This window comes from Erythrobacter sp. WG, assembly GCF_026586795.1.
In the GTDB taxonomy this organism is placed as follows: domain Bacteria; phylum Pseudomonadota; class Alphaproteobacteria; order Sphingomonadales; family Sphingomonadaceae; genus Erythrobacter.
Genome location: NZ_JAPFGY010000004.1, coordinates 21,065 through 47,894, shown reverse-complemented (window position 1 = coordinate 47,894; position 26,830 = coordinate 21,065). Strand labels below are relative to the sequence as shown.

At 67.9% G+C, this 26,830-nt stretch carries 27 protein-coding genes; 16 read left to right on the top strand and 11 right to left on the bottom strand.

Annotated elements, in window-relative coordinates; all coding sequences use genetic code 11:
- Positions 1-13 precede the first annotated feature (13 nt).
- Positions 14-1,531 (top strand): tetratricopeptide repeat protein, encoded by a 1,518-nt coding sequence (locus tag OPU67_RS03130; protein ID WP_267617498.1) that lies wholly within the window; start codon positions 14-16, stop codon positions 1,529-1,531.
- A 44-nt stretch (positions 1,532-1,575) separates the two neighbouring features.
- On the top strand, positions 1,576-3,141 hold the full coding sequence (locus tag OPU67_RS03125; protein ID WP_267617497.1) for a cryptochrome/photolyase family protein: 1,566 nt from the start codon (positions 1,576-1,578) through the stop codon (positions 3,139-3,141).
- Here OPU67_RS03125 and OPU67_RS03120 read toward each other — a convergent pair.
- Positions 3,129-4,043: a CPBP family intramembrane glutamic endopeptidase gene (locus OPU67_RS03120; RefSeq protein WP_267617496.1), complete on the bottom strand. Its 915-nt coding sequence runs from the start codon at positions 4,041-4,043 to the stop codon at positions 3,129-3,131. The genes OPU67_RS03125 and OPU67_RS03120 overlap by 13 nt on opposite strands.
- A gap of 98 nt (positions 4,044-4,141) precedes the next feature.
- Between OPU67_RS03120 and OPU67_RS03115 the strand changes: the two genes are divergently transcribed.
- Positions 4,142-4,777 carry a glutathione S-transferase family protein gene (locus OPU67_RS03115; protein ID WP_267617494.1) on the top strand — a complete coding sequence of 212 codons (636 nt, stop codon included), beginning with the start codon at positions 4,142-4,144 and terminating at the stop codon, positions 4,775-4,777.
- A gap of 129 nt (positions 4,778-4,906) precedes the next feature.
- Here OPU67_RS03115 and OPU67_RS03110 read toward each other — a convergent pair whose 3' ends face one another.
- Entirely contained in the window at positions 4,907-5,968 is a 1,062-nt protein-coding gene (locus OPU67_RS03110; RefSeq protein ID WP_420708947.1) for a bifunctional transcriptional activator/DNA repair enzyme AdaA, read from the bottom strand.
- Positions 5,955-6,446, bottom strand: a complete 492-nt coding sequence (locus OPU67_RS03105; RefSeq protein ID WP_267617492.1) for a DUF1203 domain-containing protein — start codon at positions 6,444-6,446, stop codon at positions 5,955-5,957. The genes OPU67_RS03110 and OPU67_RS03105 overlap by 14 nt, the downstream gene beginning before the upstream one ends.
- Positions 6,447-6,557: 111 nt before the next feature.
- Here OPU67_RS03105 and OPU67_RS03100 point away from each other — a divergent pair, with 111 nt between their 5' ends.
- The 9 genes from OPU67_RS03100 (at position 6,558) to OPU67_RS03060 (ending at position 16,269) form a co-directional block, all read left to right on the top strand.
- On the top strand, positions 6,558-8,108 hold the full coding sequence (locus OPU67_RS03100; protein WP_267617490.1) for a trypsin-like peptidase domain-containing protein: 1,551 nt from the start codon (positions 6,558-6,560) through the stop codon (positions 8,106-8,108).
- Positions 8,109-8,351: 243 nt separating this feature from the next.
- Positions 8,352-8,906, top strand: a complete 555-nt coding sequence (locus OPU67_RS03095; protein ID WP_267617488.1) for a F0F1 ATP synthase subunit delta — start codon at positions 8,352-8,354, stop codon at positions 8,904-8,906.
- A gap of 12 nt (positions 8,907-8,918) precedes the next feature.
- Positions 8,919-10,448: a F0F1 ATP synthase subunit alpha gene (gene atpA / locus OPU67_RS03090; RefSeq protein WP_267617487.1), complete on the top strand. Its 1,530-nt coding sequence runs from the start codon at positions 8,919-8,921 to the stop codon at positions 10,446-10,448.
- Between the two features lie 12 nt (positions 10,449-10,460).
- Positions 10,461-11,330, top strand: a complete 870-nt coding sequence (locus OPU67_RS03085) for a F0F1 ATP synthase subunit gamma (protein ID WP_267617485.1) — start codon at positions 10,461-10,463, stop codon at positions 11,328-11,330.
- A 23-nt stretch (positions 11,331-11,353) separates the two neighbouring features.
- Positions 11,354-11,674, top strand: coding sequence for a hypothetical protein (locus OPU67_RS03080; protein ID WP_267617484.1), 321 nt, complete (start codon positions 11,354-11,356; stop codon positions 11,672-11,674).
- Positions 11,675-11,692: 18 nt separating this feature from the next.
- Positions 11,693-13,147, top strand: a complete 1,455-nt coding sequence (atpD, locus tag OPU67_RS03075) for a F0F1 ATP synthase subunit beta (protein WP_267617482.1) — start codon at positions 11,693-11,695, stop codon at positions 13,145-13,147.
- Positions 13,148-13,290: 143 nt separating this feature from the next.
- Positions 13,291-13,548, top strand: coding sequence for an ATP synthase F1 subunit epsilon (locus tag OPU67_RS03070; protein WP_267617481.1), 258 nt, complete (start codon positions 13,291-13,293; stop codon positions 13,546-13,548).
- Between the two features lie 163 nt (positions 13,549-13,711).
- Complete coding sequence (locus OPU67_RS03065; protein ID WP_267617480.1) at positions 13,712-15,814, top strand: prolyl oligopeptidase family serine peptidase; 2,103 nt, start codon at positions 13,712-13,714, stop codon at positions 15,812-15,814.
- A gap of 209 nt (positions 15,815-16,023) precedes the next feature.
- Entirely contained in the window at positions 16,024-16,269 is a 246-nt protein-coding gene (locus OPU67_RS03060) for a DUF1153 domain-containing protein (protein ID WP_267617479.1), read from the top strand.
- 1 nt (position 16,270) lies between these two features.
- Here the strand turns inward: OPU67_RS03060 and OPU67_RS03055 are convergent, their stop codons facing one another.
- Genes OPU67_RS03055 through glmU form a run of 4 tightly spaced genes read right to left on the bottom strand, consistent with a single transcriptional unit; the run spans position 16,271 to position 19,150 of the window.
- Positions 16,271-16,870 (bottom strand): SOUL family heme-binding protein, encoded by a 600-nt coding sequence (locus OPU67_RS03055; protein ID WP_267617478.1) that lies wholly within the window; start codon positions 16,868-16,870, stop codon positions 16,271-16,273.
- A gap of 53 nt (positions 16,871-16,923) precedes the next feature.
- On the bottom strand, positions 16,924-17,196 hold the full coding sequence (locus OPU67_RS03050; RefSeq protein ID WP_267617477.1) for an HNH endonuclease: 273 nt from the start codon (positions 17,194-17,196) through the stop codon (positions 16,924-16,926).
- Complete coding sequence (locus tag OPU67_RS03045) at positions 17,193-17,756, bottom strand: hypothetical protein (RefSeq protein WP_267617476.1); 564 nt, start codon at positions 17,754-17,756, stop codon at positions 17,193-17,195. The genes OPU67_RS03050 and OPU67_RS03045 overlap by 4 nt, the downstream gene beginning before the upstream one ends.
- A 20-nt stretch (positions 17,757-17,776) precedes the next feature.
- Positions 17,777-19,150 carry a bifunctional UDP-N-acetylglucosamine diphosphorylase/glucosamine-1-phosphate N-acetyltransferase GlmU gene (glmU, locus tag OPU67_RS03040; RefSeq protein ID WP_267617475.1) on the bottom strand — a complete coding sequence of 458 codons (1,374 nt, stop codon included), beginning with the start codon at positions 19,148-19,150 and terminating at the stop codon, positions 17,777-17,779.
- 91 nt (positions 19,151-19,241) lie between these two features.
- Here glmU and OPU67_RS03035 point away from each other — a divergent pair, with 91 nt between their 5' ends.
- The 3 genes from OPU67_RS03035 (at position 19,242) to OPU67_RS03025 (ending at position 22,312) form a co-directional block, all read left to right on the top strand.
- On the top strand, positions 19,242-19,937 hold the full coding sequence (locus OPU67_RS03035; protein ID WP_267617474.1) for an HAD-IA family hydrolase: 696 nt from the start codon (positions 19,242-19,244) through the stop codon (positions 19,935-19,937).
- Positions 19,938-20,064: 127 nt separating this feature from the next.
- Positions 20,065-20,994 carry an SDR family NAD(P)-dependent oxidoreductase gene (locus OPU67_RS03030; RefSeq protein WP_267617473.1) on the top strand — a complete coding sequence of 310 codons (930 nt, stop codon included), beginning with the start codon at positions 20,065-20,067 and terminating at the stop codon, positions 20,992-20,994.
- A gap of 391 nt (positions 20,995-21,385) precedes the next feature.
- Positions 21,386-22,312 (top strand): hypothetical protein, encoded by a 927-nt coding sequence (locus tag OPU67_RS03025; RefSeq protein ID WP_267617472.1) that lies wholly within the window; start codon positions 21,386-21,388, stop codon positions 22,310-22,312.
- A gap of 118 nt (positions 22,313-22,430) precedes the next feature.
- Here the strand turns inward: OPU67_RS03025 and OPU67_RS03020 are convergent, their stop codons facing one another.
- Genes OPU67_RS03020 through OPU67_RS03005 form a run of 4 tightly spaced genes read right to left on the bottom strand, consistent with a single transcriptional unit; the run spans position 22,431 to position 25,564 of the window.
- On the bottom strand, positions 22,431-22,796 hold the full coding sequence (locus OPU67_RS03020; RefSeq protein ID WP_267617471.1) for a DUF2794 domain-containing protein: 366 nt from the start codon (positions 22,794-22,796) through the stop codon (positions 22,431-22,433).
- 8 nt (positions 22,797-22,804) lie between these two features.
- Positions 22,805-23,563 (bottom strand): serine O-acetyltransferase EpsC, encoded by a 759-nt coding sequence (gene epsC / locus OPU67_RS03015; protein WP_267617470.1) that lies wholly within the window; start codon positions 23,561-23,563, stop codon positions 22,805-22,807.
- 46 nt (positions 23,564-23,609) lie between these two features.
- Positions 23,610-24,257: an HdaA/DnaA family protein gene (locus OPU67_RS03010; RefSeq protein WP_267617469.1), complete on the bottom strand. Its 648-nt coding sequence runs from the start codon at positions 24,255-24,257 to the stop codon at positions 23,610-23,612.
- A gap of 17 nt (positions 24,258-24,274) precedes the next feature.
- The gene (locus tag OPU67_RS03005) at positions 24,275-25,564 is read right to left on the bottom strand and encodes a heavy-metal-associated domain-containing protein (protein ID WP_267617468.1); all 1,290 of its coding nucleotides are present in this window, start codon (positions 25,562-25,564) and stop codon (positions 24,275-24,277) included.
- A gap of 68 nt (positions 25,565-25,632) precedes the next feature.
- Here OPU67_RS03005 and purM point away from each other — a divergent pair, with 68 nt between their 5' ends.
- The gene (purM, locus tag OPU67_RS03000) at positions 25,633-26,754 is read left to right on the top strand and encodes a phosphoribosylformylglycinamidine cyclo-ligase (RefSeq protein WP_267617467.1); all 1,122 of its coding nucleotides are present in this window, start codon (positions 25,633-25,635) and stop codon (positions 26,752-26,754) included.
- Positions 26,755-26,830: the final 76 nt, after the last annotated feature.

Below are 26,830 nucleotides of genomic sequence, written 5' to 3'. Positions count from 1 at the left end.
ATTGCGCGGTGATATGGTGCACAGCATGGTGTCGCGCCTCGTCGCATTGCTGTTGATCGCGGTCAGCCTTGCGGTCCCGGCCCGTGCCACCGGATGGCTGCGCGCCGAGAGTGAGCACTATGTCGTTCACGCCGCGCTCTCCGAGCGCGATCTGCGCGAGCTGATGCAGACCATCGAGGAGTTCGATCGGGTCCTGCATGGCCTGATGCCGGGCGAGACGCGGCACGGTCGCAAGCCGGAGTTCTATCTTTCGAGCGATGCATCGCGCATCGCGCACGTGATCGACTTCGGGGCGACGGCGGTGTGTCAGGATCATGCCGAACTGCCGGTCACCAAGGCGTGGTTCGACCCGTTCGCACCGCAAAGAATGCGGGAAGCCGACATCTTCTACTGCATGACCCAATACCATCTCGGCAACGCCTTCTTCCGGCCCAAGCCCATGTGGTTGAGGGGCGGGTTATCGCAGTTCTTCGCCACCGCCTATCGCAACGAGAAGAAGATGTTCGTGATCGGTGCGCCGGGAAGCCCGAGGATGCGAAAGGTGCGCGTCACGCCGACCGCTCTTGCAAATGCCCTGCGGGTGACGGTCCGCCACAGGTCCGAGCTCGAATATGCCCGGTTCCTCGATGTCAGCCGCATGATCGCAGCGCCGCTGCTGCTGGAGCAAGAATATGCAGGCGTGCTCGACCGCTATATCAATGCCTATGTGACCGGGCGCACCGTCGAGGACGCAGCGCGCGAGCTGGGCGATCCGGCGATCTTGGCGGCGCAGCTTGACCGGCCCGCCTCGACCGGTCCGACACGCTGGGTGCAAATCGAGCCGGAAGTGGTGGCCAAGGTCGCCGTCCGGCCCATGACCCGCGATGAGGTCGCGCTGATCGAACTGCGCATCGAACGGATGCTCGAAACGCGCCTCAAGCCGACCGCCTCCGCGCTGAGACGGTTGACCGGCCGCTTTCCCGACAGCGCGCCGGTGTGGTACGAATATGCCGCCGCCGAATATGCCCGGGTCCAGCACAGCGATTTCGGCGGGCGGCCGGTGTTCCGGGGCTTCGGTTTTTCCAACGGCGAATTGATCGTGATGGCCAACCCCTATTCCGATGCCGAGGCATGGCGCGCGGTGAACAGGGCGCTGGCGATCGATCCCGCGCACCGGCAGGCGCAGCGGCTGAAGGCGGAGATCATGCTGTCGCGGCTGGTGCGCGCGGGCGAGCTGGCCGAAGCTGACGAGTATGACGCGGTGCGCGCGCTGCTTGCCCCGCTGGCCCGCGAGCCCGAGCGCGAGCCCTTGGCTGCGGCGCTCTATTTCCAGTCCTATATCGAAGAGGGGCGCACCCCGCCGGAGACCGCCTTCAGGCAGTTGGAGCAGGCGTTCCTGACCAATGCGGGCGTCGGCGATCTGCGCTATGCCTATGCGACCGCGCTCAGCCGGCGCGGCGACAAGGGCACGGCGCGTGGTTTGCTGATCTCCATGCTCAACGATCCCGTCTTCCAGGGCGTGGCGTGGCGCGCGCTGGAGGCGACGCAATAGGCGGTGCGGGAAACCAAACGGGGCGGCTCCGCGTATCCCCCCGCATGACCCGCCCCGTTCTTGTGCCGATCCTCGGCGACCAGCTGTCGCGCAATCTCTCCAGCCTCGAAGGCCTCACCCCCGACGAGGCGGTGCTCCTACTCATGGAGGTGTGGGACGAGGCGACCTACGTCAAACACCACAAGCAGAAGATCGTGCTCATTTTTTCGGCAATGCGCCACTTTGCCGAGGAACTGCGCGCCGATGGCTGGCAGGTCGATTACATCCGGCTGGACGATCCCGCCAACACCGGCAGCTTCACCGGCGAGGTCGCCCGCGCGGTGGAGCGCCATGCCCCGTCCGAGATCCGCGTCACCGAAGGCGGCGAGTGGCGGGTCGCCCAAGCGATGGAGGAATGGGCGGGCCGCTTCCCCTGCCCGGTCTCGATCCTCCCCGACACCCGCTTCATCGCCACCCATGCCGATTTCCGCGCCTTCGCCGAAGGACGCCAGCACCTCACGATGGAGTATTTCTACCGCGAGATGCGCCGCAAGACCGGGCTCCTGATGCGCCCCGACGGCAAGCCGGAGGGCGGTATCTGGAACCTCGACGCCGAGAACCGCCAGCCGCCCAAACAGGGCCTCAAGGCGCCCCCAGCCCCCAAGTTCCCGCCCGACGCGATCACGCGCGAGGTCATCGCGCTGGTAGGCGAGCGGTTCGCCGATCACTTCGGCGACCTCGAGCCCTTCGGCTGGCCGGTGACCCGCACCCAGGCGCTCGAAGCGGCCGAAGCCTTCTTCGCGCGCCGCCTCGAACTCTTCGGCCCCTACCAGGATGCGATGGTGGCGGGCGAGGACGATCTCTACCACTCGATGCTCTCGACCAGCATCAATTGCGGGTTGCTGGACCCCCTCGAACTGTGCCGCGCCGCCGAGGCTGCCTACAAAGAAGGCAGAGCTCCGCTCAATTCCGTAGAGGGCTTCATCCGCCAGATCATCGGCTGGCGCGAATATGTGCGCGGCTTCTACTGGCACACCATGCCCGGGCTCGCCGAGGCGAACGCACTCGCCGCCACCCGCCCCCTGCCCGAATTCTTCTGGACCGGCGCGACCGACATGGCCTGCATCGCCGACTGCATCCGCACCACCCGCGAGGACGCCCACGCACACCACATCCAGCGGCTGATGGTGCTCGGCAATTTCTGCCTGATCGCCGGGATCGCGCCGCAAGAGGTCGCCGACTGGTATCTCGTCGTCTACGCCGACGCCTACGAGTGGGTGGAGCTGCCCAACGTCGCGGGCATGATCCTCTACGCCGACGGCGGCAGGCTCGCGACCAAGCCCTATGCGGCGTCGGGGAATTACATCAACAGGATGTCGAACTACTGCAAGGGCTGCCGCTACAAGGTCGCTGAGAAGACCGGCCCCGACGCCTGCCCCTTCAACCCGCTCTACTGGCACTTCATGGTGGCGAACCGGCAGCGGCTGGAAAGCAACCACCGCATCGGCCGCATCTATGCGACCTGGGACAGGATGGGTGAGGCGAAGCAGGCCGAGTATCTCGAAAGCGCCGAGGCCTTTCTCGCCAGCCTCGCGCCTGCCAGCCGGGCGTGGTCGCGCTACGACGCCTGACGCCGCCGCACCCACCAGGGCGCCATCACCTCGCCCTTGGCGGCCGCGCGCCACACCAGCCACACCCCGAAGCCGCCCGCGAGCACCAGCGCGATCACCGAGGCCTCGAGCCCGAAGGCCCCGCCCGAGATCAGCTCGTTGCCGGTCAGCCGCGCATCGACCAGCCCGTCGACATCATTGCCCGAAACCGGCACGTCCCACACCAGCCCCTGCGTGACGTTCCACCCGAAGTGAATGCCGATCGGCAGCCACAGGCTGCGGGTGAGCATATAGGCCCCGCCGAGCATCAGCCCCGCTTCGACCGCGATGGTGAAGGAGGAGAACAGGCTCGCATTGTCGTTGCCGATATGGGCAAGGCCGAACAGCGCCGAGGTGACGAACAGCGCCGCCCAGCTGCCGGCGAACTCCTCGATCCAGCGGAACAGGATGCCGCGGAACAAGAGCTCTTCCATGAAACCGGCGTTGAACCCGGCGAAGAACAGCACCGGCACCCATTCCTTGAGCGTGCCCCAGCCGACGATGAAATAGGCCCCCAGCACCGCCGCAATCCCGACGATGGTGCTGAACAGCACGAAGGCCGTGGCCGTGCCAGTGACGAGCCCGCGCGCAGCCCCCGCCAGCGGCAGATCGTCATGCTTGCGCTCTCCCAGCCGCCGCATCAGCAGTTTCTGCACCAGCACCAGCAGCCCGATGGTGAGCGTCACCTGCAAGGGTGCCAGCAGCCGGCGGTCGATGAAGGGTGCCAGCGCCTCGCTCGTGATGCCCGCAGCCGCGATCGCCGCGACCGCCGCCGCCAGCGCCACCAGCATGGCAACTAGCGGAAAGTTCCAGATGCGCTTCCACAGCGGGGGCGCGTGCGCGGATGCGGGAATGGTGTCGGTGGTCGTGGCAGCGGTATCCATGATCGGCGACTCCCCCTCACGTCGAAAGCAAAAGATGGCGCAGCGCCGCCAGCTTGGCTAGGCCTGATGCGACACAACCGACGGGAGCGAGACGCACCATGCTGACCATCCACCACCTGCGCCTGTCGCAGTCCGAACGCATCGTCTGGCTCGCCGAGGAGCTGGGGCTCGAATACGATCTCAAGCTCTACAACCGCCGCACCGACAACCGCCTTGCGCCCGACGAATACAAGGCGCTGCACCCGATGGGCATCGCGCCGGTCATCATCGACGGCGATCTGGTGCTTGGCGAAAGCGGGGCGATCATCGACTACATCGTGGCGAAGTATGCACCCGGCACGCCGCTCGTGCCAGGAGTCGATCACCCCGACTTTCCCGATCACCTGTTCTACTACCACTGGGCGAACGCGACCTTCATGACCAACGGGATGATGGCGCTGGTCGCACAGTTCATGGGCGCGCAGGAGCTTCCCCCCTTCGTCGCCGACCGGGTGCAGAAAGGCTGGACGATCGTCGAGAAGCGCCTCGGCGAGGCGGACTATTTCGGCGGCGCGCAGCTGACGACGGCGGACATCATGATGGGCTTCCAGCTCACCACCTCCAGAGCGATGAGCGGCATGGGCATCGACCACCTGCCGAACCTCAAGGCCTACCTTGCGCGCATCGGCCAACGCGAGGCCTATCAACGCGCGATGGCAAAGTGCGAGCCGGGAATGCCGCCGAAGCTGGATTGAGACATTACCTCGTCATTGCGAGGAGCCGCAGGCGACGAAGCAATCCAGGGACGGACCGAGCCGCTTCGGGGAAGGTCAGGCCATGGATTGCTTCGCCTTCGGCTCGCAATGACGAAGGAAGATCTGTCCTCACCCCCGCTCCCGCCGCAACAACTCCGCCTTGATCCCCAGCCCCCAGGCGTAGCCGCCCAGCGACCCGTCGCTGGCGATGACCCGGTGGCAGGGGATCAGCACCGCGACATGGTTCGCCCCGTTGGCGCCGCCCACGGCGCGGCTGGCTTTCGGATTGCCCAGGGCGGCAGCCAGCTCCCCGTAGGAGCGCGTCTCGCCTTGCGGGATGCGGCGCAGTTCCTCCCAGACGCGCTGCTGGAAGGCGGTGCCGGCGACGTCGAGCGGGATCGCGGCATTGCCCGGCCCCGGCTGCTCGACGGCCTCCACCACCCGTTCGAACAGCGCGCGGAACGCCTCGCCAGCGGCGCGCAGATCGGCCTTGGGGAAACGGGCGCGCAGTTCGGCCAGCGGCGGGCGGCCTTGCGGCAGGAAGGCGAGGCAGCACACGCCCTTGTCGGTCGCGCCGACGAGCATCGGCCCGAGCGATGTGGCAAGCTCGGCCCAGTAAATGACCTTGCCCGCGCCGCCCTTCGCCCATTCCTTCGGTGTCATTCCCAGCCTCCCCTTCACGGCCGCGTAGAAGGCTTCAGACCCCCCGTAGCCCGCGCTCAGCGCCGCCTCGCCCACACCTTGCCCCCCGGTAAGGGCGGCCTTGACGCGCTCCTCGCGGCAGGCCCTGGCAAAGGCGGCGGGCGACAGGCCGACGCTGCGCTTGAACAGGCGCTGGAAGTGCGTGGGGGCATAGCCGGTGAGCGCGGCAAGTGCATCGAGGGTCGGCGCCGCCTCCCCGGCCCCGACGGCCGCGCGGATCGCCGCGACGGCGGCAAGGACGCAGGCCTCCTCGGCGCTCTGGCTCGCAGGAGAGCAGCGTTTGCAGGGCCTTAGCCCCGCCGCCTCGGCCTCGGCAGGCCCGGCGTAGAAACGCACGTTCTTGCGCAAGGGGGCCCGCGCGGGGCAGGATGGGCGGCAGTAGATGCCGGTCGAATGGACGCCCGTGACGAACGCCCCGTCGAAGCGCCGGTCCTTGGCAAGCATCGCCTCCCAGCGCACCTCGTCGGTGAGGTTCTCAAAATGTTTCACGTGAAACATTCCCCTCCCGCCGAACGCGCGCCGCAAAGCAGCCCCGCACGGCATTGTGCACGTCCACCTCGATGATGCGGGCGTCGGCTAAAAGCCGCTCGAGGCCCGCCTCGGCGTCGCCCGGCTGGGTGATGAGCGCGTCCACCATCATGCCGTCCGCACCGAAGCCGCGCAAGGACAGCACGCGCGGGCCGAACACCGGCGGGAGGGCGTTGACGAACCGCGCGGGGCGGGCCGCGCCTTCGGTGACGAGGATCGCGTGCGCGGTGCGGTAGGGCCCGGGCAGCGGGCGGCTCTCGTGGTTGACGAGCAGGACGCGGGTGCCGGGCTGCGCATCTTCCAGCGTCACCCGGCATGGATAGCCGGGTGCGGCATCGGCAAACATCCGCACCGCGCCGCGGTTTGCCAGCTCGGCATCCCCGAGGCTGAAGAGGCTTGCGAAAGGTGCAGGGTCGATCCCCTCGATCACGTAGTTCATCGGCGTTCTCCGCATGGTCGATCCCCGGGATAGGCCGATCCCCGTGCGCCCGCACCCCGCCAGCTTGCGTTCAATGTCGCGCGCTGCGCAAAAGCGGCTATAGAGGCGCGCATGACCCGGCTCCTCGGCGCGCTCGCGCTGCTCCTCGCCTTGCTCGCCAGCGCCGCCCCTGCCTTCGCCGACCCCGGCGATGTCGATGCGGCGGCGCGCGGCGTGGTGCGGGTGGTGATCATCGGCACCGAGGACGGCCAGCCCGTGCCCGTCTCCCACGGCACCGGCTTTGCGGTCAGCGCGACGCGGATCGTCACCAACGCCCATGTGGTGAGCGAGGCGGCGCAGGACGACACCCTGAGGATCGGCATCGTCCCCGCCGAGGGCGAAGGCGGCGCCTTCGCGCGGATCGTCGCCGTCTCGCCGCGCAACGACCTCGCCCTGCTCGAGATCGCCAAAGGCAGCCTGCGCCTGCCGCCGCTGGCGCTCGCCGGGGGGAGCATCGCCAACCTCGGCGAGGTCACGGCCGTCGGCTACCCGATGAACGTAGACCTCGCTCAGGGCCTGGGGATGCAGGACATCTTCCGCGCCCAGCCGCCGGTCAAGTCGCGCGGGTTCCTGTCCGGCGTGCGCCCTTCGCGCCAGTTCGACACGATTCTCCACACCGCGCCGATCGCCCGGGGCAGTTCGGGCGGGCCGCTGCTCGACGCCTGCGGGCGCGTGGTGGGGGTCAATTCCTTCAGCACGGATTCGACCGCGGGCGATGCGGAATTCTTTTTCGCGGTCAGCCTGCGCGAGCTCGTCCCCTTCCTTCAGACCAACGGGGTGGTGCCGGTCACCAACACCCTGCCCTGCCGCTCGATCGACGAGCTGAACGCCGAGGAGCGCCAGCGGCTCGAGGCCGAGCAGAGCGAGGCCCGCGCCCGGGTGGCCGAGCGCGCCGAGGCACTGCGCGAAGTGCGCGAGACCGCCCGGCTCACCGCGCAGATGGAGGTGATCGCAGCGCGCGAGAACCGCCTTGCGCTAGCGCTGATCGCGCTCTTCGGGGCCATCGGCGCGGGCTACGCGGCGTGGGCGTCGAGAAACGATGAGGCCCGCCGCCGCCACGCGCGGATCGCCGCGGTGCTGGCCGGCACCCTGCTCGTCGCTGCGGTGCTGCTGTGGGTCACCCGCCCCGGCCTCGCCGCGATCGAGGACCGCGTCGCCGCCGCCATCGCCAAGGCCGAGGGCCGCGCCCCGCCGGCGACCGCGTCTGCCGGATCGACCGAGGGCGCGCTGATCTGCACGCTCGTCCCCGAACGCAGCCGGGTGACCTCGGCCCGCACCGACGACATCGCCTTCGACTGGTCGGCCGACGGCTGCGTCAACGCCCGCACGCAATACGGCCTTGGCCCCGCCGGTGCGTGGCAGCGCGTGTTCGCCGCCGAGGACGATGCGTCGGTGGCGGTCAACACCTTCGATCCCGAGGCCCGCACCCTGCGCACCGATCGCTACCTGCTCGGCCAGGAGGCGCTGGCGGCGGCGCGCAAGGCGCGGGCAGGCTACACCCCGCCGGCCTGTGGGACGAGCGATGCCGCACGCACCCTCGGCGAACAGCAATCCGCGCTGATCGCCGCCCTGCCCGATCGCCCCAACGAGCGGCTCGTCTACTCCTGCGCCGCGTCGAAGTGAGGCTCGACGTCACCCGGCGCGACCTTGTGCCTGCCCGTCATCTGGTCGATGCCACGGTCGGACAGCGCGTGGACGATTGACGCGCGGCGATCTTCGCACCTGCACAATTCGCGGCCCACACGGCTTGCAGGAACCGGAATCAATTGCTAGGCGCGCGCCAGCCTTGAGGGGAGCCCCTGCGCTCGCCCTTGCCCGAGGCTCAAGCAAGACCCCTTACGAGTTTTCCGAGAGGACGAGACGCGCGTGGATATTTCCGCCGGTATCAAGGCTAGCCTGGCTGGACGCTATGCCTCGGCCCTGTTCGATCTGGCTGCCGAAAATGGCAAGGTGACCGCGGTCGAGAAAGACCTCGAGACGCTCGGCGCCGCGCTGGCCGATTCGGGCGATCTTGCCGCGCTGACCACCAACCCGGAACTCGCCCGCAGCGCGCAAGGCGCCGCGATGGCGGCGGTGGCCAAGAAGCTGAAGCTCTCGCCCCTCACCACCAATTTCCTCGGCGTGCTCGCGGCCAATCGCCGCCTCGGCAAGCTGCCTGCGATTATCTCCGCCTTCAAGGCGATTGCCGCCGCCCAGCGCGGCGAAGTCACCGCGACCGTCACCAGCGCCCACCCATTGAGCGACGATCAGCTCGCCGCCCTCAAGACCAAGCTGACCGCGCGCGAAGGGCGCACCGTCATGCTCTCCGCCAAGGTCGACCCGGACCTGCTCGGCGGCCTCGTCGTCACCATCGGATCGCAGCGCATCGATGCCTCGATCCGCACCCGTCTCAACTCGCTCGCCAAGGCCATGCAGGCCTAAAGGATAAGAACCATGGAAATCCGCGCCGCAGAAATCTCGAAGGTCATCAAGGACCAGATCGCCAATTTCGGCACCGAAGCCGAAGTCAGCGAAACCGGCACCGTGCTGTCGGTGGGTGACGGCATCGCCCGTATCCACGGCCTCGATCAGGTGCAGGCCGGCGAGATGGTGGAATTCGCCAACGGCGTGCAGGGCATGGCTCTGAACCTCGAAGCCGACAATGTCGGCGTCGTGATCTTCGGCTCGGACGCCGAAATCAAGGAAGGCGATGTCGTCAAGCGCACCGGCACCATCGTCGACGTGCCGGTCGGCAAGGGCCTGCTCGGCCGCGTGGTCGACGCGCTCGGCAACCCGATCGACGGCAAGGGCCCGATCGTCGCTGAAAAGCGCAGCCGCGTCGAAGTGAAGGCACCCGGCATCATCCCGCGCGAATCCGTCTCGGAGCCCGTCCAGACCGGCCTCAAGGCGATCGACGCGCTCGTCCCCGTGGGCCGCGGCCAGCGCGAGCTGATCATCGGTGACCGCCAGACCGGCAAGACCGCCGTCGCCATCGATACCTTCATCAACCAGAAGGAAGCCAACCAGGGCGACGATGAAGGCAAGAAGCTTTACTGCGTCTATGTCGCTGTCGGCCAGAAGCGTTCGACCGTCGCCCAGATCGTCAAGCAGCTCGAAGAAAACGGCGCGATGGAATATTCGATCGTCGTCGCCGCGACCGCTTCGGAGCCCGCCCCGCTCCAATACCTCGCGCCCTACACCGGCTGCGCGATGGGTGAATTCTTCCGCGACAACGGCATGCACGCCGTGATCGTTTATGACGACCTTTCCAAGCAGGCCGTGGCCTATCGCCAGATGTCGCTGCTGCTGCGTCGCCCTCCGGGCCGCGAAGCTTACCCCGGCGACGTGTTCTACCTCCACAGCCGCCTGCTCGAGCGCGCTGCGAAGATGAACGAGGAAAACGGCCACGGCTCGCTCACCGCGCTGCCGATCATCGAAACGCAAGCCGGCGACGTGTCGGCATACATTCCGACCAACGTGATCTCGATCACCGACGGCCAGATTTTCTTGGAGACCGGCCTGTTCTACCAAGGGATCCGTCCGGCGATTAACGTGGGTCTGTCGGTCAGCCGCGTCGGCGGCGCTGCCCAGACCAAGGCGATGAAGAAGGTTTCGGGCTCGATGAAGCTCGACCTTGCGCAGTACCGCGAAATGGCGGCCTTCGCGCAGTTCGGCTCGGACCTCGATGCCGCGACGCAGAAGCTGCTGAACCGCGGTGCGCGCCTGACGGAACTGCTCAAGCAGAAGCAGTTCTCGCCGATGCCCTTCGAAGAGCAGACCGTGTCGATCTACGCTGGCACCAACGGCTTCCTCGATTCGATCCCGGTGAACCGCGTCAACGAATACGAAGCGCAGATGCTCGACTTCATGCGCCGCGAACACGGCGCCGTGCTGGCCGAAATCCGCACCTCGAAGAAGTTCGAAGGCGAAGTCGCGGACAAGACCAAGGCCGCGCTCGAAGCCTTCGGCAAGCAGTTCGCGTAAGGACGCCCTGACGTGCCCTCACTCAAGGAACTCAAGGGCCGGATCAACTCGGTCAAGTCGACCCAGAAGATCACCAAGGCCAAGCAGATGGTCGCGGCGGCCAAGCTGCGCCGTGCCCAGGCTGCGGCCGAGGCCGGGCGGCCCTATGCCACGCGCCTCAGTGCGGTGATGGCTTCGCTGGCGAGCAAGGTCTCGGGCTCGGCCGCGCCCAAGCTGCTGGCCGGCACGGGCGCTGATCAGAAGCACCTCCTCGTCGTGGTCAACACCGACAAGGGTCTGTGCGGCGGCCTCAACTCCAACCTCGTCAAGGCCGCCAAGGCCAAGGCGCGGGAGCTGGAAGCACAGGGCAAGAGCGTCGAATTCTACCTCGTCGGCAAGAAGGGCCGCGCGCCGTTGCGCCGTGACTATGCGAGCCAGATCACCGGCGGCTTTGACACCAGCACGGTGCGCACCCCCGGTTTCGAGGAAGCCGAGGTCATCGCGAACGAGCTGATCGCGCTGTTCGATGCCGGCAAGTTCGATGTCGCCCACCTCGTCTACCCGACGTTCAAGTCGGCGCTGGCGCAGGACCCCACCGTCACCCAGCTGATCCCTGTCCCCGCCCCGGCCGAAGCCGTGGCTGCCGACGCCGTGGTCGAATACGAGCCGGGCGAGGAGGAAATCCTCGAAGAACTGCTGCCGCGCTACGTGCGCACCCAGCTGTTCGGCGCGCTGCTCGAGCGCGAGGCTTCCGAACAGGGCGCCTCGATGACCGCGATGGACAACGCCACGCGCAACGCGGGCGAGCTGATCCAGAAGCTCACCATCCAGTACAACCGCAGCCGCCAGGCCGCGATCACCACCGAACTGATCGAGATCATCGCGGGGGCCGAAGCGCTTTGAGGAGCCTCATCGCCTTGCTTGCCGTGTCGCTCACGGCCTGCGCTCCGGCTGCGTCCGATACTGCCGAGGAAGCCCCTGCGGCAGCGGCGACAGCGGAGGCCGCGGCGGCAGCAACGGGCGATCTGCCCGGCGCTGCCGAGCTTCAGGCAGCGTTCGACAAGACCTGCCCGGGCCAGCCGAGGATCGCATCGGCCAGCTGCACCGCGCTCGATGATCCGACCGAGTTCAAGTGCAGCTACACGCAAGAGCCGCAGCAAGCCGGAGCCACCTCCGAAACCATCATCGCCAAGGACGCCGATACCTTCGTCCTGATTGACCTGCCCAACAACTGCCAAGTGCAGTGAAGCCATAGGAAGTTAGAAATGGCCACCGCCGCTCTCAACCAGACCACCAACGGCACGATCAGCCAAGTGATCGGCGCCGTCGTCGACGTGCAGTTCGAAGGCGAGCTGCCGCCGATCCTCACTGCGCTCGAAACCCGCAACGGCGACAAGACGCTTGTGCTCGAAGTCGCCCAGCACCTCGGCGAGAACACCGTGCGCACCATCGCGATGGACGCGACCGAAGGCCTCGTGCGCGGCAGCGAAGTGGTGAACACCGGCGCGCAGATCTCTGTTCCCGTCGGCCCCAAGGTCCTCGGCCGCATCATGAACGTCGTCGGCGAGGCGATCGACGAGCGCGGCCCGATCGGTGCCGATCAGACCGCCCCGATCCACGCCGATGCCCCGGCCTTCGTCGACCAGTCGACCGAAGCGGCGATCCTCGTCACCGGCATCAAGGTGATCGACCTCCTCGCGCCTTACGCCAAGGGCGGCAAGATCGGCCTGTTCGGCGGCGCGGGCGTCGGCAAGACCGTGCTCATTCAGGAACTCATCAACAACATCGCCAAGGGCCACGGCGGCGTGTCGGTCTTTGCGGGCGTGGGTGAACGCACCCGCGAAGGCAACGACCTCTACCACGAATTCCTCGACGCGGGCGTTATCGCCAAGGATGCCGAGGGCAATGCGACCTCGGAAGGCTCCAAGGTGGCGCTCGTCTTCGGCCAGATGAACGAGCCCCCGGGCGCCCGCGCGCGCGTCGCCCTGTCGGGCCTGACCATGGCGGAGTATTTCCGCGACGTCGAAGGCCAGGACGTGCTGTTCTTCGTCGACAACATCTTCCGCTTCACGCAAGCGGGTTCGGAAGTGTCGGCGCTGCTCGGCCGCATCCCCTCGGCGGTGGGTTACCAGCCGACGCTGGCGACCGACATGGGCAAGCTCCAGGAGCGCATCACCTCGACCACCAAGGGCTCGATCACCTCGGTGCAGGCGATCTACGTGCCCGCGGACGACTTGACCGACCCGGCGCCCGCGACCTCCTTCGCGCACCTTGACGCGACGACCACCCTGTCGCGCGCGATCTCGGAGCTCGGCATCTACCCGGCGGTGGACCCGCTGGACTCGACCAGCCGCGTGCTCGAGCCCCGCGTCGTCGGTGCCGAGCACTATGAGACCGCCCGCCGCGTCCAGGAAATCCTGCAGAAGTACAAGAGCCTGCAGGACATCATCGCGATCCTCGGCATGGACGAGCTGTCCGAGGAAGATAAGCTCACGGTGGCTCGTGCGCGGAAAATCCAGAAGTTCCTCTCGCAGCCCTTCCACGTCGCGGAAGTCTTCACCGGCATTTCGGGCGTGTTCGTGCAGATCGAGGACACCGTGAAGAGCTTCAAGGCGGTGGTCGACGGCGAATATGATCATCTGCCCGAGCAGGCCTTCTACATGGTCGGCGGGATCGACCAGGCGGTCGAGAAGGCCAAGAAGATGGCCGAGGAAGCCTGATGCGTTTCCCCTCCCGCGCGCGGGAGGGGAGCGAGACTTGCCCCGGACTTGATCCGGGGCTTAGTCGCAGCGGGGTGGGCCTTCGTTCGCCCATTCCCACCCCCAGCCCCTCCCGCAAGCGGGAGGGGGGTTAGGAAGAGACAATGCCCCTCCACTTCGAACTCGTCACCCCTGCCAAGCTCGTCCGGTCCGAGGATGTCCACATGGTGGTCGTCCCCGGCACCGAGGGCGAATTCGGCGTGCTCGAGGGCCACGCGCCCTTCATGAGCACGATCCGCGACGGCGCGGTGCAGGTCTTCCGCGCCGCGGGCGCCGCACCGGAAATCATCCAGGTGCGCGGCGGCTTTGCCGAGGTGAACGAGAAGGGCCTCACCGTGCTCGCCGAGCACGTGGAGGGCTGAGCCCTTCCGATATCGTACACACCCAAGGGGGCGGGCCGCAGGGTCCGCCCTTTTTCGTTTATCCCCTTCACTTTGCGCCTCGCCCCCGGCACAACACGCGTCGGCATTTCCCCTGAGGAGAGGACGCTTGAAACTTGTCTCCACTTTCGCACTGGCACTCGCAATGACCATCGCTTCGACCACGGGCGCAGCGGCCGCCGAAGAGACCCCGGTTCCCGGCGTTCCGGGCCCCGAGCAGGACCCCTATATCTGGCTCGAACAGGCGCGCAGCCCCGAGGCGCTCGACTGGGTCGCGAAGGAGAACGCCCGCACCCTCGCCGCCTTCGAGGCCGACCCGCGCTTTCAGCAATTGAAGGCCGAGGCGCTGGCGATCTTCGATTCCGAGGACCGCATTCCCTTCGTCTCGATCCGTCCCGACGGGCTCTACAATTTCTGGCAGGACAAGCAGAACCCCAAGGGCCTGCTGCGCCGCACGACGCTCGAGAGCTATCGTAGCGCCAAGCCCGAGTGGGAGACGGTGCTCGACATCGACGCGCTCGCCAAGGCGGACGGCAAGGAGTGGGTCTACCAGGGCTCGACTTGCCTCCCCCCGGCGCAGAACAAGTGCATGATCGCGCTCAGCGACGGGGGCGAGGACGCCACCATCATGCGCGAGTTCGACATGCGCACGAAGCAGTTCGTGGAAGGCGGCTTCGTGCTCGACCAGAAGAGCCAGGGCGGCATCGAGTGGATCGACGAGGACACCCTGCTCGTCGGCCGCGGCTTCGGCGAAGGCACGCTCACCGAGAGCGCCTATCCCTTCACCAGCCGCGTCTGGAAACGCGGCACGCGGATCGAGGACGCGCCGGAGATCTTCCGCGGGGAGGCGAGCGACGTGTGGGCGGGCGCGACCCTGCTGCGCGACAACAAGGGCACGATCCACGCCCGCACCGCCTTCCGCGGGATCAGCTTCCACGAGACGATCAACTTCGTCGAGAAGGACGGCAAGTGGCTCCAGCTCGACCTGCCCCGTAAGGGCGGGATCTACGGCATCTTCGACGGTCACGTGATGATCTCGACAGACGAGGATTGGACGGTGGACGGTCAGACCTTCCCCGCCGACAGCCTGATCGCGGTCAACCTCGCGGAGTGGAAGGCCGATCCGAACGGCGCGAAGAAGACGCTCGTCTGGTCGCCCGGCCCGCGCCAGACAAAGCAGGGCGGCGCGGTGACGGCAAATTCGCTCTACGTGACGCTGCTCGACAACGTGGTCGGCAAGGTGCTCGAGTTCAACTTCGAGGACGGCGCATGGCGCAGCCGTGAGGTCCCGCTGCCCGACAACGCGACGCTCGGCATCGCCGCTTCCTCGGACGAGACCGACCAGATCATGTACACCGTGACTGGCTTCCTCGCGCCGACCACGCTCTACTATTCGGACGGCAGCGCGCCCCCTGCGGTGCTCAAGACCTCGCCGGCCTATTTCGACCCTGACGGCGCGACGGTCGAGCAATACGAGGCGACCAGCAAGGACGGGACGAAAATCCCCTACTTCATCGTCAAGCCCAAGGGGATGAAGGCGGACGGCTCCACGGCCACGCTGCTCACCGGCTACGGCGGCTTCCAGGTGCCGCGCCTGCCCGCCTATCTCGGATCGACCGGCAAGCTGTGGGTCGAGAAGGGCGGCGCCTACGTGCTCGCGAACATGCGCGGCGGCGGGGAGTTCGGGCCGCAGTGGCACCAGACCGCGATCCGCGAGAACAAGCAGCGCACCTGGGACGATTTCATCGCGGTGGGCGAGGACCTCGTGAAGCGCGGCTTCACCAAGCCGCAGCATCTCGGCATCCAGGGCGGCTCGCAAGGGGGGCTGCTGGTCGGCACAGCCTTCACCCAGCGGCCCGATCTGTTCGGCGGGGCGATCGTGCAGATCCCGCTGTTCGATATGCTGCGCTATCACCTGATCGGCCGCGGCGCCTCGTGGATCGGCGAATACGGCGATCCGCGCATCCCCGAACAGCGCAAGTGGATCGAGGGCTACTCGCCCTACCAGAAGATCGTCGCCGGCGTGAACTACCCCGCGCCCTTCCTGTGGGCCTCGACCGCCGATGACCGCACGCACCCGGCGCACGCGCGCAAGGGCGCGGCGAAGCTCAAGGAACTGGGCCAGCCCTACTATTACTTCGAGGACACCACCGGCGGCCACTCCGGCGGGGTCGACAACGACCAGCGGGCCAAGCTTCAGGCGCTGCAATTCATCTATCTGATGCAGCGCCTGATGGACCCGCGCTGAGGTTCCTCAACCGGCATGAAGAACGGCGGCTCTCCCTGTGAGAGCCGCCCTTTTTCATCGCCGTCTGAACGGCCGCGCTCCATTCGTCGCAGGGGTGGCACGGTGCGTTTCATCAAGCCGCGCTTAACCATGTCCGGCAGCAAGCTGTTAAGCGCCCGCGTCAACATTCGGGTCATCGGGGGCGACATTACCGACGAGGAGCATCACCGATGGCCTACCCCAGAGACGTCTCGATCGCCGATGCGATCAAGAGCTACTACAAGCTGCCCAAGACCCACCGTGTCCACTGGTCGAAGGCTCGCAAAGACGAGGTGGTGCGCGCGGTGCGCGACCGCGCGATCAGCTTTCACGAGGCGCGCGAGCGCTATCTGCTGAGCCGCAGCGAGTTCGAGCAGTGGGAAGCCGATTACCTCGCGGGCGGCGGCGACGCGGCCGAGCGGATGCAGGACGCGTGACCTAGCCGGCTGTGGCCACCGGGATCAGCACCTCGTTGCGGCGCAGGGGGCCGGGCACCATGGGCGCATTGTAGAAGGCGTATTCCGCCTCGCCCGCCGGCATCAGGCCCGCCTCGCGCATCCAGTCCCTGAGGCGCGCCTCCATCAGCGCCAGATCGCCGCCGGTGGCATTCCCCGAGAAGCGCACCGCCGCCATGCGCCGCGCGGGCATTTCGGCAAGGCGGATGTCCGAGGGCGCGGGCGGCAGGGTCGCGAGCGTGTACCGGGCCGGCATGACGAACCGCATCCGCCACGCGCCGGGCGCGATCTCGTCCTGAAGGACGGGCGCGGTCATGGCGATCTTCTCGCCGCCCGCGGGGCGGTCCTGGGCGAAGATGTAGGCGGCAAGCCGGCGGAAGCTCGCCCCGCTCGCGCTTTCGCGGCTGCCGGTGTTGCTGATTTCGGCCACCACCAGCGCGGGATAGTCGCGCACCTCGACGTCGCCATCGGCGCGCAGCACGCGGTAGTCCGGCTCCTCGGTCTGGCGGGCATGGGCGATCGCGGCGACCGCCCCAGCGGCGGCGATGCCGGCTCCGGCGGCGATCCATCTGGCGGCTTTCATGGCGTCTCTCCTGGCTACGGCAAGAGAGCGTCACATGGCACGATCGGTTCCGCCTAGCGGGTCGGGGCGTCGAAATCCGGCGGTTTGCCGCTCACCCAGGCGACGAACTTGGCGATCGCCGGGTTGGCGCGGATCGCGTCCGCGTCGGCGCCGATCCGGGCGAGCTCGTTGTTGGTGAAGTTGGCGTGGATCGTCTTGTGGCAGATCGGGTGCACCGGAACCTTGATCTTGCCCTTCTTGGACTTGGGCACGGGGTGGTGCCACTGGACGATGTCGCCCAGCGGCCGGTCGCACAGCCAGCAGATAAGGGCCTGCTCCCCGCTCACTGGGACGGCGGGTCCGCGCGGATGGTCTCCTCGGTGAACAGCTCCATCCCGTCCGATGCCTTGGCGGCAGGCAGGAAGGTTTCGGCGGCGTTGACGTCGACCGCGAGCACATCGGAATCCTCGCACACCCGGATCGCCTGGAACGCGCCGGCGCGCTCGATCACGATGCCGTCGCTGATCGCGGGATTGTTGCCCTCCGGCCCGAAGCCGGTGCGCACCATGCGGCTGAAGACGACGTAGCGGGTGTCGCCGTTCGCGAAGGCGAGCTGGCTTTCGCCCCCGCCCGAATACATGACGTTGGCCCGTTCCCCGCCCTTGAGGACCAGCTCGCTCGTCTCGCCGCCGAAGCGGTATTCGGCCGTGCCCGGCGCGGTGCCGCATACCGCGACGCGCTTGCCGTCCTTGAACTTGCAGGCGAAGACCGGCGTCTCCCCCGCAGCGCAGGCAGGCGCCGCCGGGGATGCGGTCGCAGCTGCGGTCGGCGTGGCCGCTGCCACCGCCCCGTCAGCTGCGCTGTCTCCCGGCTGCCCATGGCACCCCACCAGAATCGCAATGGCCATGAGGCCGAGCGCCCTCGTCATCATCCCTTCTTCTCCGCTTTCTTCTTCTTCATCGTGTCGTGGAAGCGGTCCGCCCAGCCCGGCTTCACCAGCTGATCGGCGCGCACCATCCTGAGTTCGCCCGCATCGACATCCCGGCTGACCGTCGAGCCTGCCGCGACGATCGCATCCGCGCCGATGGTGACCGGCGCGACCAGCGCCGAATTGGAACCGATGAAGGCCCGCTCGCCGATCACCGTCCGGTACTTGAAGTAGCCGTCATAGTTGCAGGTGATCGTCCCCGCGCCGATGTTGGCGAAGGCGCCGATGGTCGCGTCGCCCAGATAGGTGAGGTGGCTCGCCTTGGCACCCTGGTGCAGCACCGCGTTCTTCACCTCGACGAAATTGCCGACGAAGCTGTCCTCCTCCATCACCGTGCCGGGCCTGAGCCGCGCGAAGGGCCCGACCTTGACGCCGCTCGCAAGCCGCGCGCCCTCGATATGGCTGTTGGCGCGGATCAGGACGTTGTCGGCAATGGTCACGCCGGGACCGAAGAAGACATTGGGCTCGATGGTGACGTCGCGGCCCAGCACGGTGTCGTGGCTGAAGAACACGGTCTCGGGCGCGATCAGGGTCGCGCCCTCATCCATCGCCCGCAGGCGCCGCGCGGCCTGCCAGCGCGCCTCGGCTGCGGCGAGTTCGGCGCGGCTGTTGATCCCGGCGACCTCGTCCGCACTTGTCGCGACGATCACCGCGCAGGTGCGCCCGTCGGCGATGGCGATGTTGACGATGTCGGGGAGGTAATACTCGCCCTGCGCATTGTCATTGCCGACCCGCGCCAGCAGCGCGAACAGGTCCGCGCCGCGGGCCGCCAGCAGGCCGGAATTGCACAGTCGGCAGGCGCGTTCACCCTCGTCGGCGTCCTTGTATTCGACCATCTTGAGGATGCGCCCCTCGTCGTCCGCGATCACCCGGCCATAGGCGAGCGGGTCCTCGGGCTCGAAGCCGAGAACCACCGCCGCCGGGCTGTCGTCCGCGTGCAGCCGCTCCAGCATCGCGCGCATCGTCGCCGCCTTCACGAAGGGCACGTCGCCGTAGAGCACCAGCACGTCGCCTTCGAAGCCTTCCAGCGCGCTCTCCGCCTGCTGGACCGCGTGCCCGGTGCCGAGCTGCGGCTCCTGGAGGCAGGTGACGGCGCGCTCCCCCACCGCCGCTTCGATCTGCGCGCGCCCCGCTCCAACGACCACCGCCGTGCGCTCCGGGCCCAGTTCGGCGACGCTCGCCATCAGGTGCTCGAGCATCGGCAGGCCGGCGATCTTGTGCAGCACCTTGTGCGTGTCGCTCTTCATGCGGGTGCCCTTGCCTGCGGCAAGGATGATGGCGGCGAAGGGAGAGGTCGTCGTCGTCGTGGTCATGCGCTTGTCCTTAGGGAAAGCTGCGCTTGCCAGCAAATACTTGCAGATTGAAGAAGCTTCCGCCACGCCGCCACCAAATCCGGGAGACATCATGACCCGCATCCCCTTCGACGCGATCGGCTTCGACCTCGACGGCACCCTGCTCGACACTTTCCGCGATCTCGGGGCGGCGGTGAACCATGCGCTGACGCTCGGGGGGCTTGCCGAGGTGTCGGTCGAAACCAGCAAGGACCTGATCGGCGGCGGCGCCAAGATCATGCTCGCCCGCGCGGTGGAGGCGCAGGGCGGCCTGCCCGAGGACGAGTTCCGGCGGCTCTACAAGGCGATGCTCGCCTTCTACGAGGCGAACAACGCGGTCCACACTGTCCCCTACCCCGGCGTGCGCGAGACGCTGGAGAGGCTTGCCGCGCAAGGGGTCCGCATGGCGGTCGTCACCAACAAGTTCGAGGCCTTCGCGCGCAAGGTGCTGACGGCGCTGGACCTCGTCGGCGCCTTCGAGACGGTGATCGGCGGCGACAGCATGGGCAGGGGCGAGGACGGACAGTTCCTCGCCAAGCCCGACCCCGCCCCGGTCCTCAAGGCCCGCGAGGTCACGGGAAGCGGACGCTTCGTGTTCATCGGCGATTCCACCTACGACGTGCGCGCGGCGCGGAGCGCGGGCGTGCCGGTCGTCGCGGCCGCCTATGGCTACTGCGACAGGCCCCCGCACGAGCTCGGCGCGGACGCGGTGATCGATTCGTTCGGCGAGCTGATTCCCGCCCTCGCCGCCCTGCGTCCGGCCCCCTGACCCTACGGCACAGCCCCCTGTCAGTTCGGCTGTTGCAAGCGGCCCGCGAAAGTGCCACGCAGCGCGCCGCACAACGGTTTACGCGGGCGTAAAGCACGCCCTCTCACACGCGCAAGGAGAGAGACACATGACCATCAGCTTCAAGGACAAGGTCGCCATCGTCACCGGCGCCGGCGGCGGGCTCGGCAAGGCCTATGCATTGGAACTCGCCCGGCGCGGCGCGAAGGTCGTCGTCAACGACCTGGGCGGCGCGCGCGACGGCACCGGCACCTCGGACGCCGCCGCGCAGGTCGTGGCGGAAATCGAGGCGGCGGGCGGCGAGGCGATCGCCAACGGGCACTCGGTGACCGAATTCGAGCAGATGGAAGCCATGGTCGCCCAGGCCAAGGAGAAGTGGGGCGGCGTCCACGTCCTCATCAACAACGCGGGCGTCCTTCGCGACAAGACCTTCGTCAAGATGGAGCCCGCCGACTTCGAATTCGTCGTCAAGGTCCACCTCACCGGCAGCGCCTTCGCCACCAAGGCGTGCTGGGAGCTGATGCGCGAGCAGGGCTACGGCCGCATCCTGATGACCGCCTCGTCGACCGGCCTGTTCGGCAATTTCGGCCAGGCGAATTACGGTGCGGCCAAGCTCGGCCTCGCCGGCCTCACCAAGACGCTCGCGCTGGAAGGCGCGAAGTACAATGTGCGCGTCAACACCCTCTCGCCGGTCGCGGGCACCCGCATGACCGAGGACCTCTTCCCGGAGGAGGCCTTCAAGCTCTTCGCACCCGAGAACGTGGTCCCGGCCGCGCTGTTCCTCGTCTCCGAAGACGCGCCGACCAACGCGATCGTCGGCGCGGGCGCGGGCGGCTTCCACTCCTCGTGGACGGTGATGAACGACGCGGTGTGGCTGCCTGAGGGCGAGCGCACGGTCGAAGGCTTCGCGGCGCACTGGGAGGAGATCAATTCGTTCACCAACCTCATCGCGCCGCAATCGGGCAGCGAGCAATCGGGCAACATCCTGCGCGCGATGCAGAAGGTGACGGGCACCGGGCCGACCAGCGCGCGCGGCTGATCCGGCTTCTCGTAACCGAACGCTGGAGGCCCGTCCCCGCGAGGGGGCGGGCCTTTCGCTTTCAGGGGGACAAAGCGGACACCCCGTCCGCTTTGCTCGTTCGCGGATAATCCAATTTTTTCAATCGCCTGCACCCGCTTTCGCGAAGCGGACGGACAGGGTAGCGGGGCCTTGTTTCGCGCCCCGGCGACCAAACGCCGTCGCAGGCCGGGCACAACGATGGGAAAGAACCACCGCGAATTGTAGTGCTGGGTAGAGCTGTAGGAAACGGCGGGAACGCTCATCGTCCGTCAAAAGCAGCCGTTAAGGAAGCGACCCAGAAGTGGCCGTTCGCGCAACGGCGAAACGATTTCCGCTTTATCATTCAACGGTTATGATGCTCCCCATGTCGTTGGACATCATCACCTTCGCGCTTGCCTTGGCAGCCGTGTCGCCCGCGACGCATGAAGTTACGCAATCCGCTGAGCCGCCGGCACCGCAGGGCCCCACCATCATCGTGACGCCGCCACCGACCGAACGCGAACGACGCGGAAAATTGCGCGATTTCACCAAGCAGATCATCCGCTCTCCTCGCCTGAGGCAGCCGGTGGCGAAGTTTCTCCACCCGGTGTGCGTCAAGGTGCTTGGCCTTGCAGCGCCCGACGCCGAGGCTATCGCGCAACGCATTCGTGCCCACGCCCGTGACTTCGGCATCGGTTCTGACGACAACCCCGATTGCATTGCGACAGTGAGGGTTGCCTTCATGGCGCCCGAGGCCGGTCCGCCGGAGCGCTGGCTCTCTGCGGACTCGCCCTCGATCGCGCACCTCGCCGGATACCAGCGCGAGCAGGTGTTGAGCGAGGCAGGGCCGGTGCGGGGATGGAACCGGGTAGCGGTTCGCGATGTCAACGGAAGAGCGTTCCGCGTCCGTCTGGGAGACCAGCTTCGTTTCCCGGAATATGCGGAGGTAGAGGCGTTCAATTCGTCCGACCCGATCGTTACCACCGAAATCACCGGGGCAGCGCTCCTGATCTCGCGCGAAGCAGCGCATGGTTTCACGCTGGCGCAACTGGCCGACTATGCGACTGTGCGAACGCTCGTCGGCACATCTGCGCCTTCCCGGGATGGGTCTGTCCCAGCTTCCACGATTTTGTCCTTGTTCGACGATGCGGAACCGCCTGCCGAAATGACATCATTCGATCGGGCGCTGGTCGCGGAGCTGTACAACGCGTCCCGCAACTCCTCTGCACGGCGCGCCTACAATGACATCGCTCGCTCGGCAGCCGAAGCCGAAGCCGAGCGTGCCACGAAATCGCAGAATGATACGCTGGACCAGTAGGTTGTCGGGGCAGCGATAGTCGACCTTCCGCAAACCACCCAGCTTCAGCCATTCAAGGAGGCAGCCGAGATGCCTGAAAGCTGCCACTTTCGCCACCATATTGCGCAATGAGACGAGCCTACTCCTCCACCGCCTTCAGCAACCGCCGCTCCATCGGCGCTAGGACGTTCGCCAGATCATGCCCTCGCTTCAGCACCTGCCCGTGCTCGCCGAACAAGGTCCACATCCCCTGCTTGCCGCGCAGTGCGGGGCGCTTTTCCACGCGAGCCTGGGGGCGTTCGGCGGTGCGGCGGAAGGCGGCGAAGGTCGCGGCCTGGCGGGTGAAGTCCATCGCGTAGTCGCGCCACTCGCCGGCGGCGACCATCCGGCCGTAGAGGTCGAGGATGCGCATCAGCTCGGCGCGTTCGAACCCGACCTGGTCCGCGCCGCGCGCCGGGAAGGGAACCACCTGACCGGGGAGCCCCGGGGTGTGCGTGGCGGCCATGCGCTACCCTATTCCTTCACCGCGCGCTTGCGCAGCCGCACCGGCTCGGGCGCGGGTTCGAGCGGCGGCGGGGGCGCGGGGGCCTCGCGCTCGGCCAGCAGCGCCCGCAGTGCCGCCATCTCCTCGCGCATCTGCGCGACCTCGCCCTCGAGCTTCTCGATGCAGTCGCGGCGCGGGCGGCCCTGGTCGTCGCAGGGCGGATCGTCGCAGGGGGTGCCGTAAGGCACGAATTCGCGCATCCACGCCTCAGCCGGAACCAGCGTCGAGCGGGCCTTGATGCCGACCATCGTCGCACCTGCGGGCACATCGTCGGTGACGACCGCATTGGCGCCGACACGGGCGCGCTCGCCGACCACGATCGGACCGATGATCTGCGCGCCCGAGCCGATGATGACATTGTCGCGCAAGGTTGGATGGCGCTTGCCGCCCTTGCCGTTGGCGGGGTTGGTGCCGCCCAGCGTCACGCATTGGTAGATCGTCACGTTGTCGCCGATCTCGGCGGTCTCGCCGATCACCACGAAGCCGTGGTCGATGAAAAAGTTCTTCCCGATCAGCGCGCCCGGATGGATGTCGATTGCGGTCAGCAGCCGCGACAGGTGATTGACCAGCCGCGCGAGGAAATAGAGCTGCGCCTCGAACAGCCAGTGCGCCACGCGGTGAAAACCGAGCGCCCAGACCCCGGGGTAGAGCAGAATCTCCCAGCGCGAACGCGGCGCCGGGTCACGGGCGCGGACCGAGTCCAGATAGCTGACCAGTTGCTCGAACATCGCCCCGCACCTTCCCACCAAAGTCCCGCCGATGCAATCGCATGGGTTACAAGAGGCGCTGCTGCTCGGGCCCGTGAAGAGCCTCGAGCGCCGCGCGCCACACAGACATGGTGGCAGGCTGCTGGCGTTCAAGGGAGATGCGGTCGATGGCCGCGACCAGCGCCTCGATGGCGGCAAAGCTGCGGGTGGTCCGCGCCGCGAGGTAATCCGCCGCGCCCTCGGGCAGGCTGAGCCCGCGCGCCTCCGCATGGGCGAGGATCATGTCGCCCGCCATCGCATCGTCGGGCGCGCCGATGCGCATTTGCAGCGAGCCGCCGATGCGCGAGGCAAGGTCGGGGAGCGCGATGCGCCAGCCGCCGGTCTCCTCCTCGGCGTTGGCGATCAGCAGCAGCGCCCCGCCCTCCCGCGTGCCGCCCTGCTGGACGGCATTCCAGCGGTGAAACAGCGCGGTCTCCTCGAGCGTCTCGGCGTCGTCGATCACTTCGAGCGCGTCGTTCAGCCCCGCCGCCCAGCGGCCAAGCAGCGACTTGCCCGACCGCGGCGGACCGGTGAGGACGGCGACATGGAACGGCCAGCGCTCGGGCGTGCGCAGCGCCTCGATCACAGCGGCATTGGCGGCGCCGACCACGATGCGCTGCGCCCCCGCAGGCCGATGCGCGGCCAGCGGCAGGGCGATCTGGGAGGGCTCGCGCATCGCCGCTCGCCCCGGCCTCAGCGGCTGATGGCGAGCGCGTTCGCCCCTCGCCGCACCGTGAAACCGCGCGCCTCGAGCGCGCCGGCGAGCTCCTCGAGGGTGCCGGCATAGGTCACCGCCATCACCGAGGTGCCGCCGATCGCGGTGCTGGTCACGCCCACGCTGCGCACGCCGCCCGCCGCACGCACGCCGCTAAGCGAGGCATCGAAGGCCGCCGCATCGGGGGTCGCGAACTGGACGGTGAAGAGCCGCAGCTGCGCCTCGCTCGGCTCGATCCCGGTGACCGGCACCGCCTCGATCCGCGGCGCGCCCGAAGCGAGCGCCGCCGCCTCCGCCGCCCGGCGCGCCTGTGAGGCGCGGCCGATCTCGATCAGCCGCTGGATCGCCGGGTCGATCTGCCCCCCGCCGCCCAGCCTCAGCGTCGGGTCGGGCCGCAGCTTGCCGGCATTGAGCGCGGCGGTGAAGATCCCGTCGAAGCGCTCCACCGCCTGCGCGAGCATCGCCGGCAGGGTCTCGGCGCTGTCGGCCTTGAGGGTGAAGGTCTCGAGCGGGCGGCTGTCGGGGCCGTAGCGCGCGGTGAAGGTGCCGGTGACCGGGCCGCCGGGGAACTGGTGGTCGAGCCGGGCATAGGCCATCAGCACGTCGGTCGCGCCGTACTGGTCGAGCGCGGTGCGCCACCAGGCGCGGCTGCGGCGGGTCGCCTGCCCGAAATTGACGAGCAGCGAATCGCCCCCGCCGCCGTTCAAGCGCACGTAGTCGATGCGACTGGCGCCCGGGTTGAACTCCGCCCAGGCGCGCTGCCAGGGGTTGCGCTGTTCGAAGGTGATGTAGGCCCCGCCGCTCTCCACCACCGGGACGAGCAGCAGCGGCGCCGAGCGGGCCGCCTGCTGCGCCCCGCCGAGGTAGGAGCCGGCCCGCTGCCGGTCGAACACCACGCCGAGGCTTGCGATGTAGCGCCGGGGGCCGAGCTGTTCGCGCTCGATCACCATTGCCAAGACGATGCCGGCAAGCTGGCCCTCCGACAACTGCGGCCCGCCGAGCTTCGCCCAGGCCAGCTTCTGCGCCTCGCGCCAGCCGTTGGCGCGCGCGTCCTCGGCGCTCTTGCCCTGCACGTCGACCTTGACGCCCTTGACCTCAATGTCCGAGCTTGCTGCGGTCGGCGCGATGCCGCGGTCGCCCGCGATCTGCGCGAGCACGGCATAGCCGCCGCCCATCAGCGCGAGCGCCAGCGCCGCCGAGCCGATCCAGCGGCGGAGCGGATTGACGGGTGCGGCAGCGGGGCCCGGAGGAGAAAGCGAAGCGCTCATGGGGACAGGCCTCGTCCTTTGCCCAAAGGCAGGTGGAATTCCAAGCGCGAACAGCTATGGCGGCGTGCATGACTTCGGGGACAAACGAGAGCGGCCCGGCCAAGGGCACCGGCTACACCTATGCGGACGCCGGGGTGTCGATCGCGGCGGGCAATGCGCTGGTCAAGGCCATCGCGCCCTTGGCGAAAGCCACCGCGCGGCCCGGCGCGACGAGCGAGTTGGGCGGCTTCGGCGGGTTCTTCGACCCGCGCGCGGCGGGCTACACCGATCCGCTGCTGGTCGCCGCCAATGACGGCGTGGGCACCAAGCTGAAGCTTGCAATCGAGCATGACCGGCACGACACCGTCGGCATCGATCTGGTCGCGATGTGCGTCAACGACCTCATCGTGCAGGGCGCGGAGCCTCTGTTTTTCCTTGATTATTTCGCCACCGGCAAGCTGGAGAACGGCGTCGCCGAGCGGGTCATCGCCGGGATCGCGGAAGGCTGCACAATGGCAGGCTGCGCGCTGATCGGGGGCGAGACGGCGGAGATGCCGGGGATGTATGCTGCCGGGGACTACGACCTCGCGGGCTTCTGCGTCGGCGCGGTGGAGCGCGGCGAGCAGTTGACGGGCGACAAGGTTGCGCCCGGTGACGTGCTGCTGGGCCTCGCATCGAGCGGTGTCCATTCCAACGGCTATTCGCTGGTGAGGCGTCTGGCGGCGGACAAGGGCTGGAAGCTCAATCGCCCCGCCCTGTTCGATCAGGACGTGCTCCTGATCGACGCCCTGATCGCGCCGACCCGCATCTATGTCGCGAGCCTCCTGCCGCTGATCCGTGCGGGGCTGGTCAATGCCCTCGCCCACATCACCGGCGGCGGGCTTCTGGAAAACATCCCGCGGATCCTGCCGGACGGCGCCCACGCCCATGTCGATGCCGACCTGTGGCCCCAGCCGCGGCTGATGGCCTTCCTTCAGGCGCAGGGGAACATCGAGCCCGAGGAAATGGCACGCACCTTCAACTGCGGGGTCGGCATGGTGCTGGCCGTGAGCGAGGGGAATGTCGCCGAGGTCACCGCGCGGCTCGAAGCGGCGGGCGAGACCGTCGTCATCGTCGGCCGCATCGCGAGCGGCGAGAAGGGCTGCACGGTGCGCGGCTCGATCGAGACGTGGTCGGCCAAGGCGGACTGGAGTGCGACGCATCTTGGCTGAATTCCGCCCTCCCCGCGCGTGTCGAGCGCAGTCGAGATACATTGCAGCGGGCCTCTCGACTTCGCTCGAGGCAAAC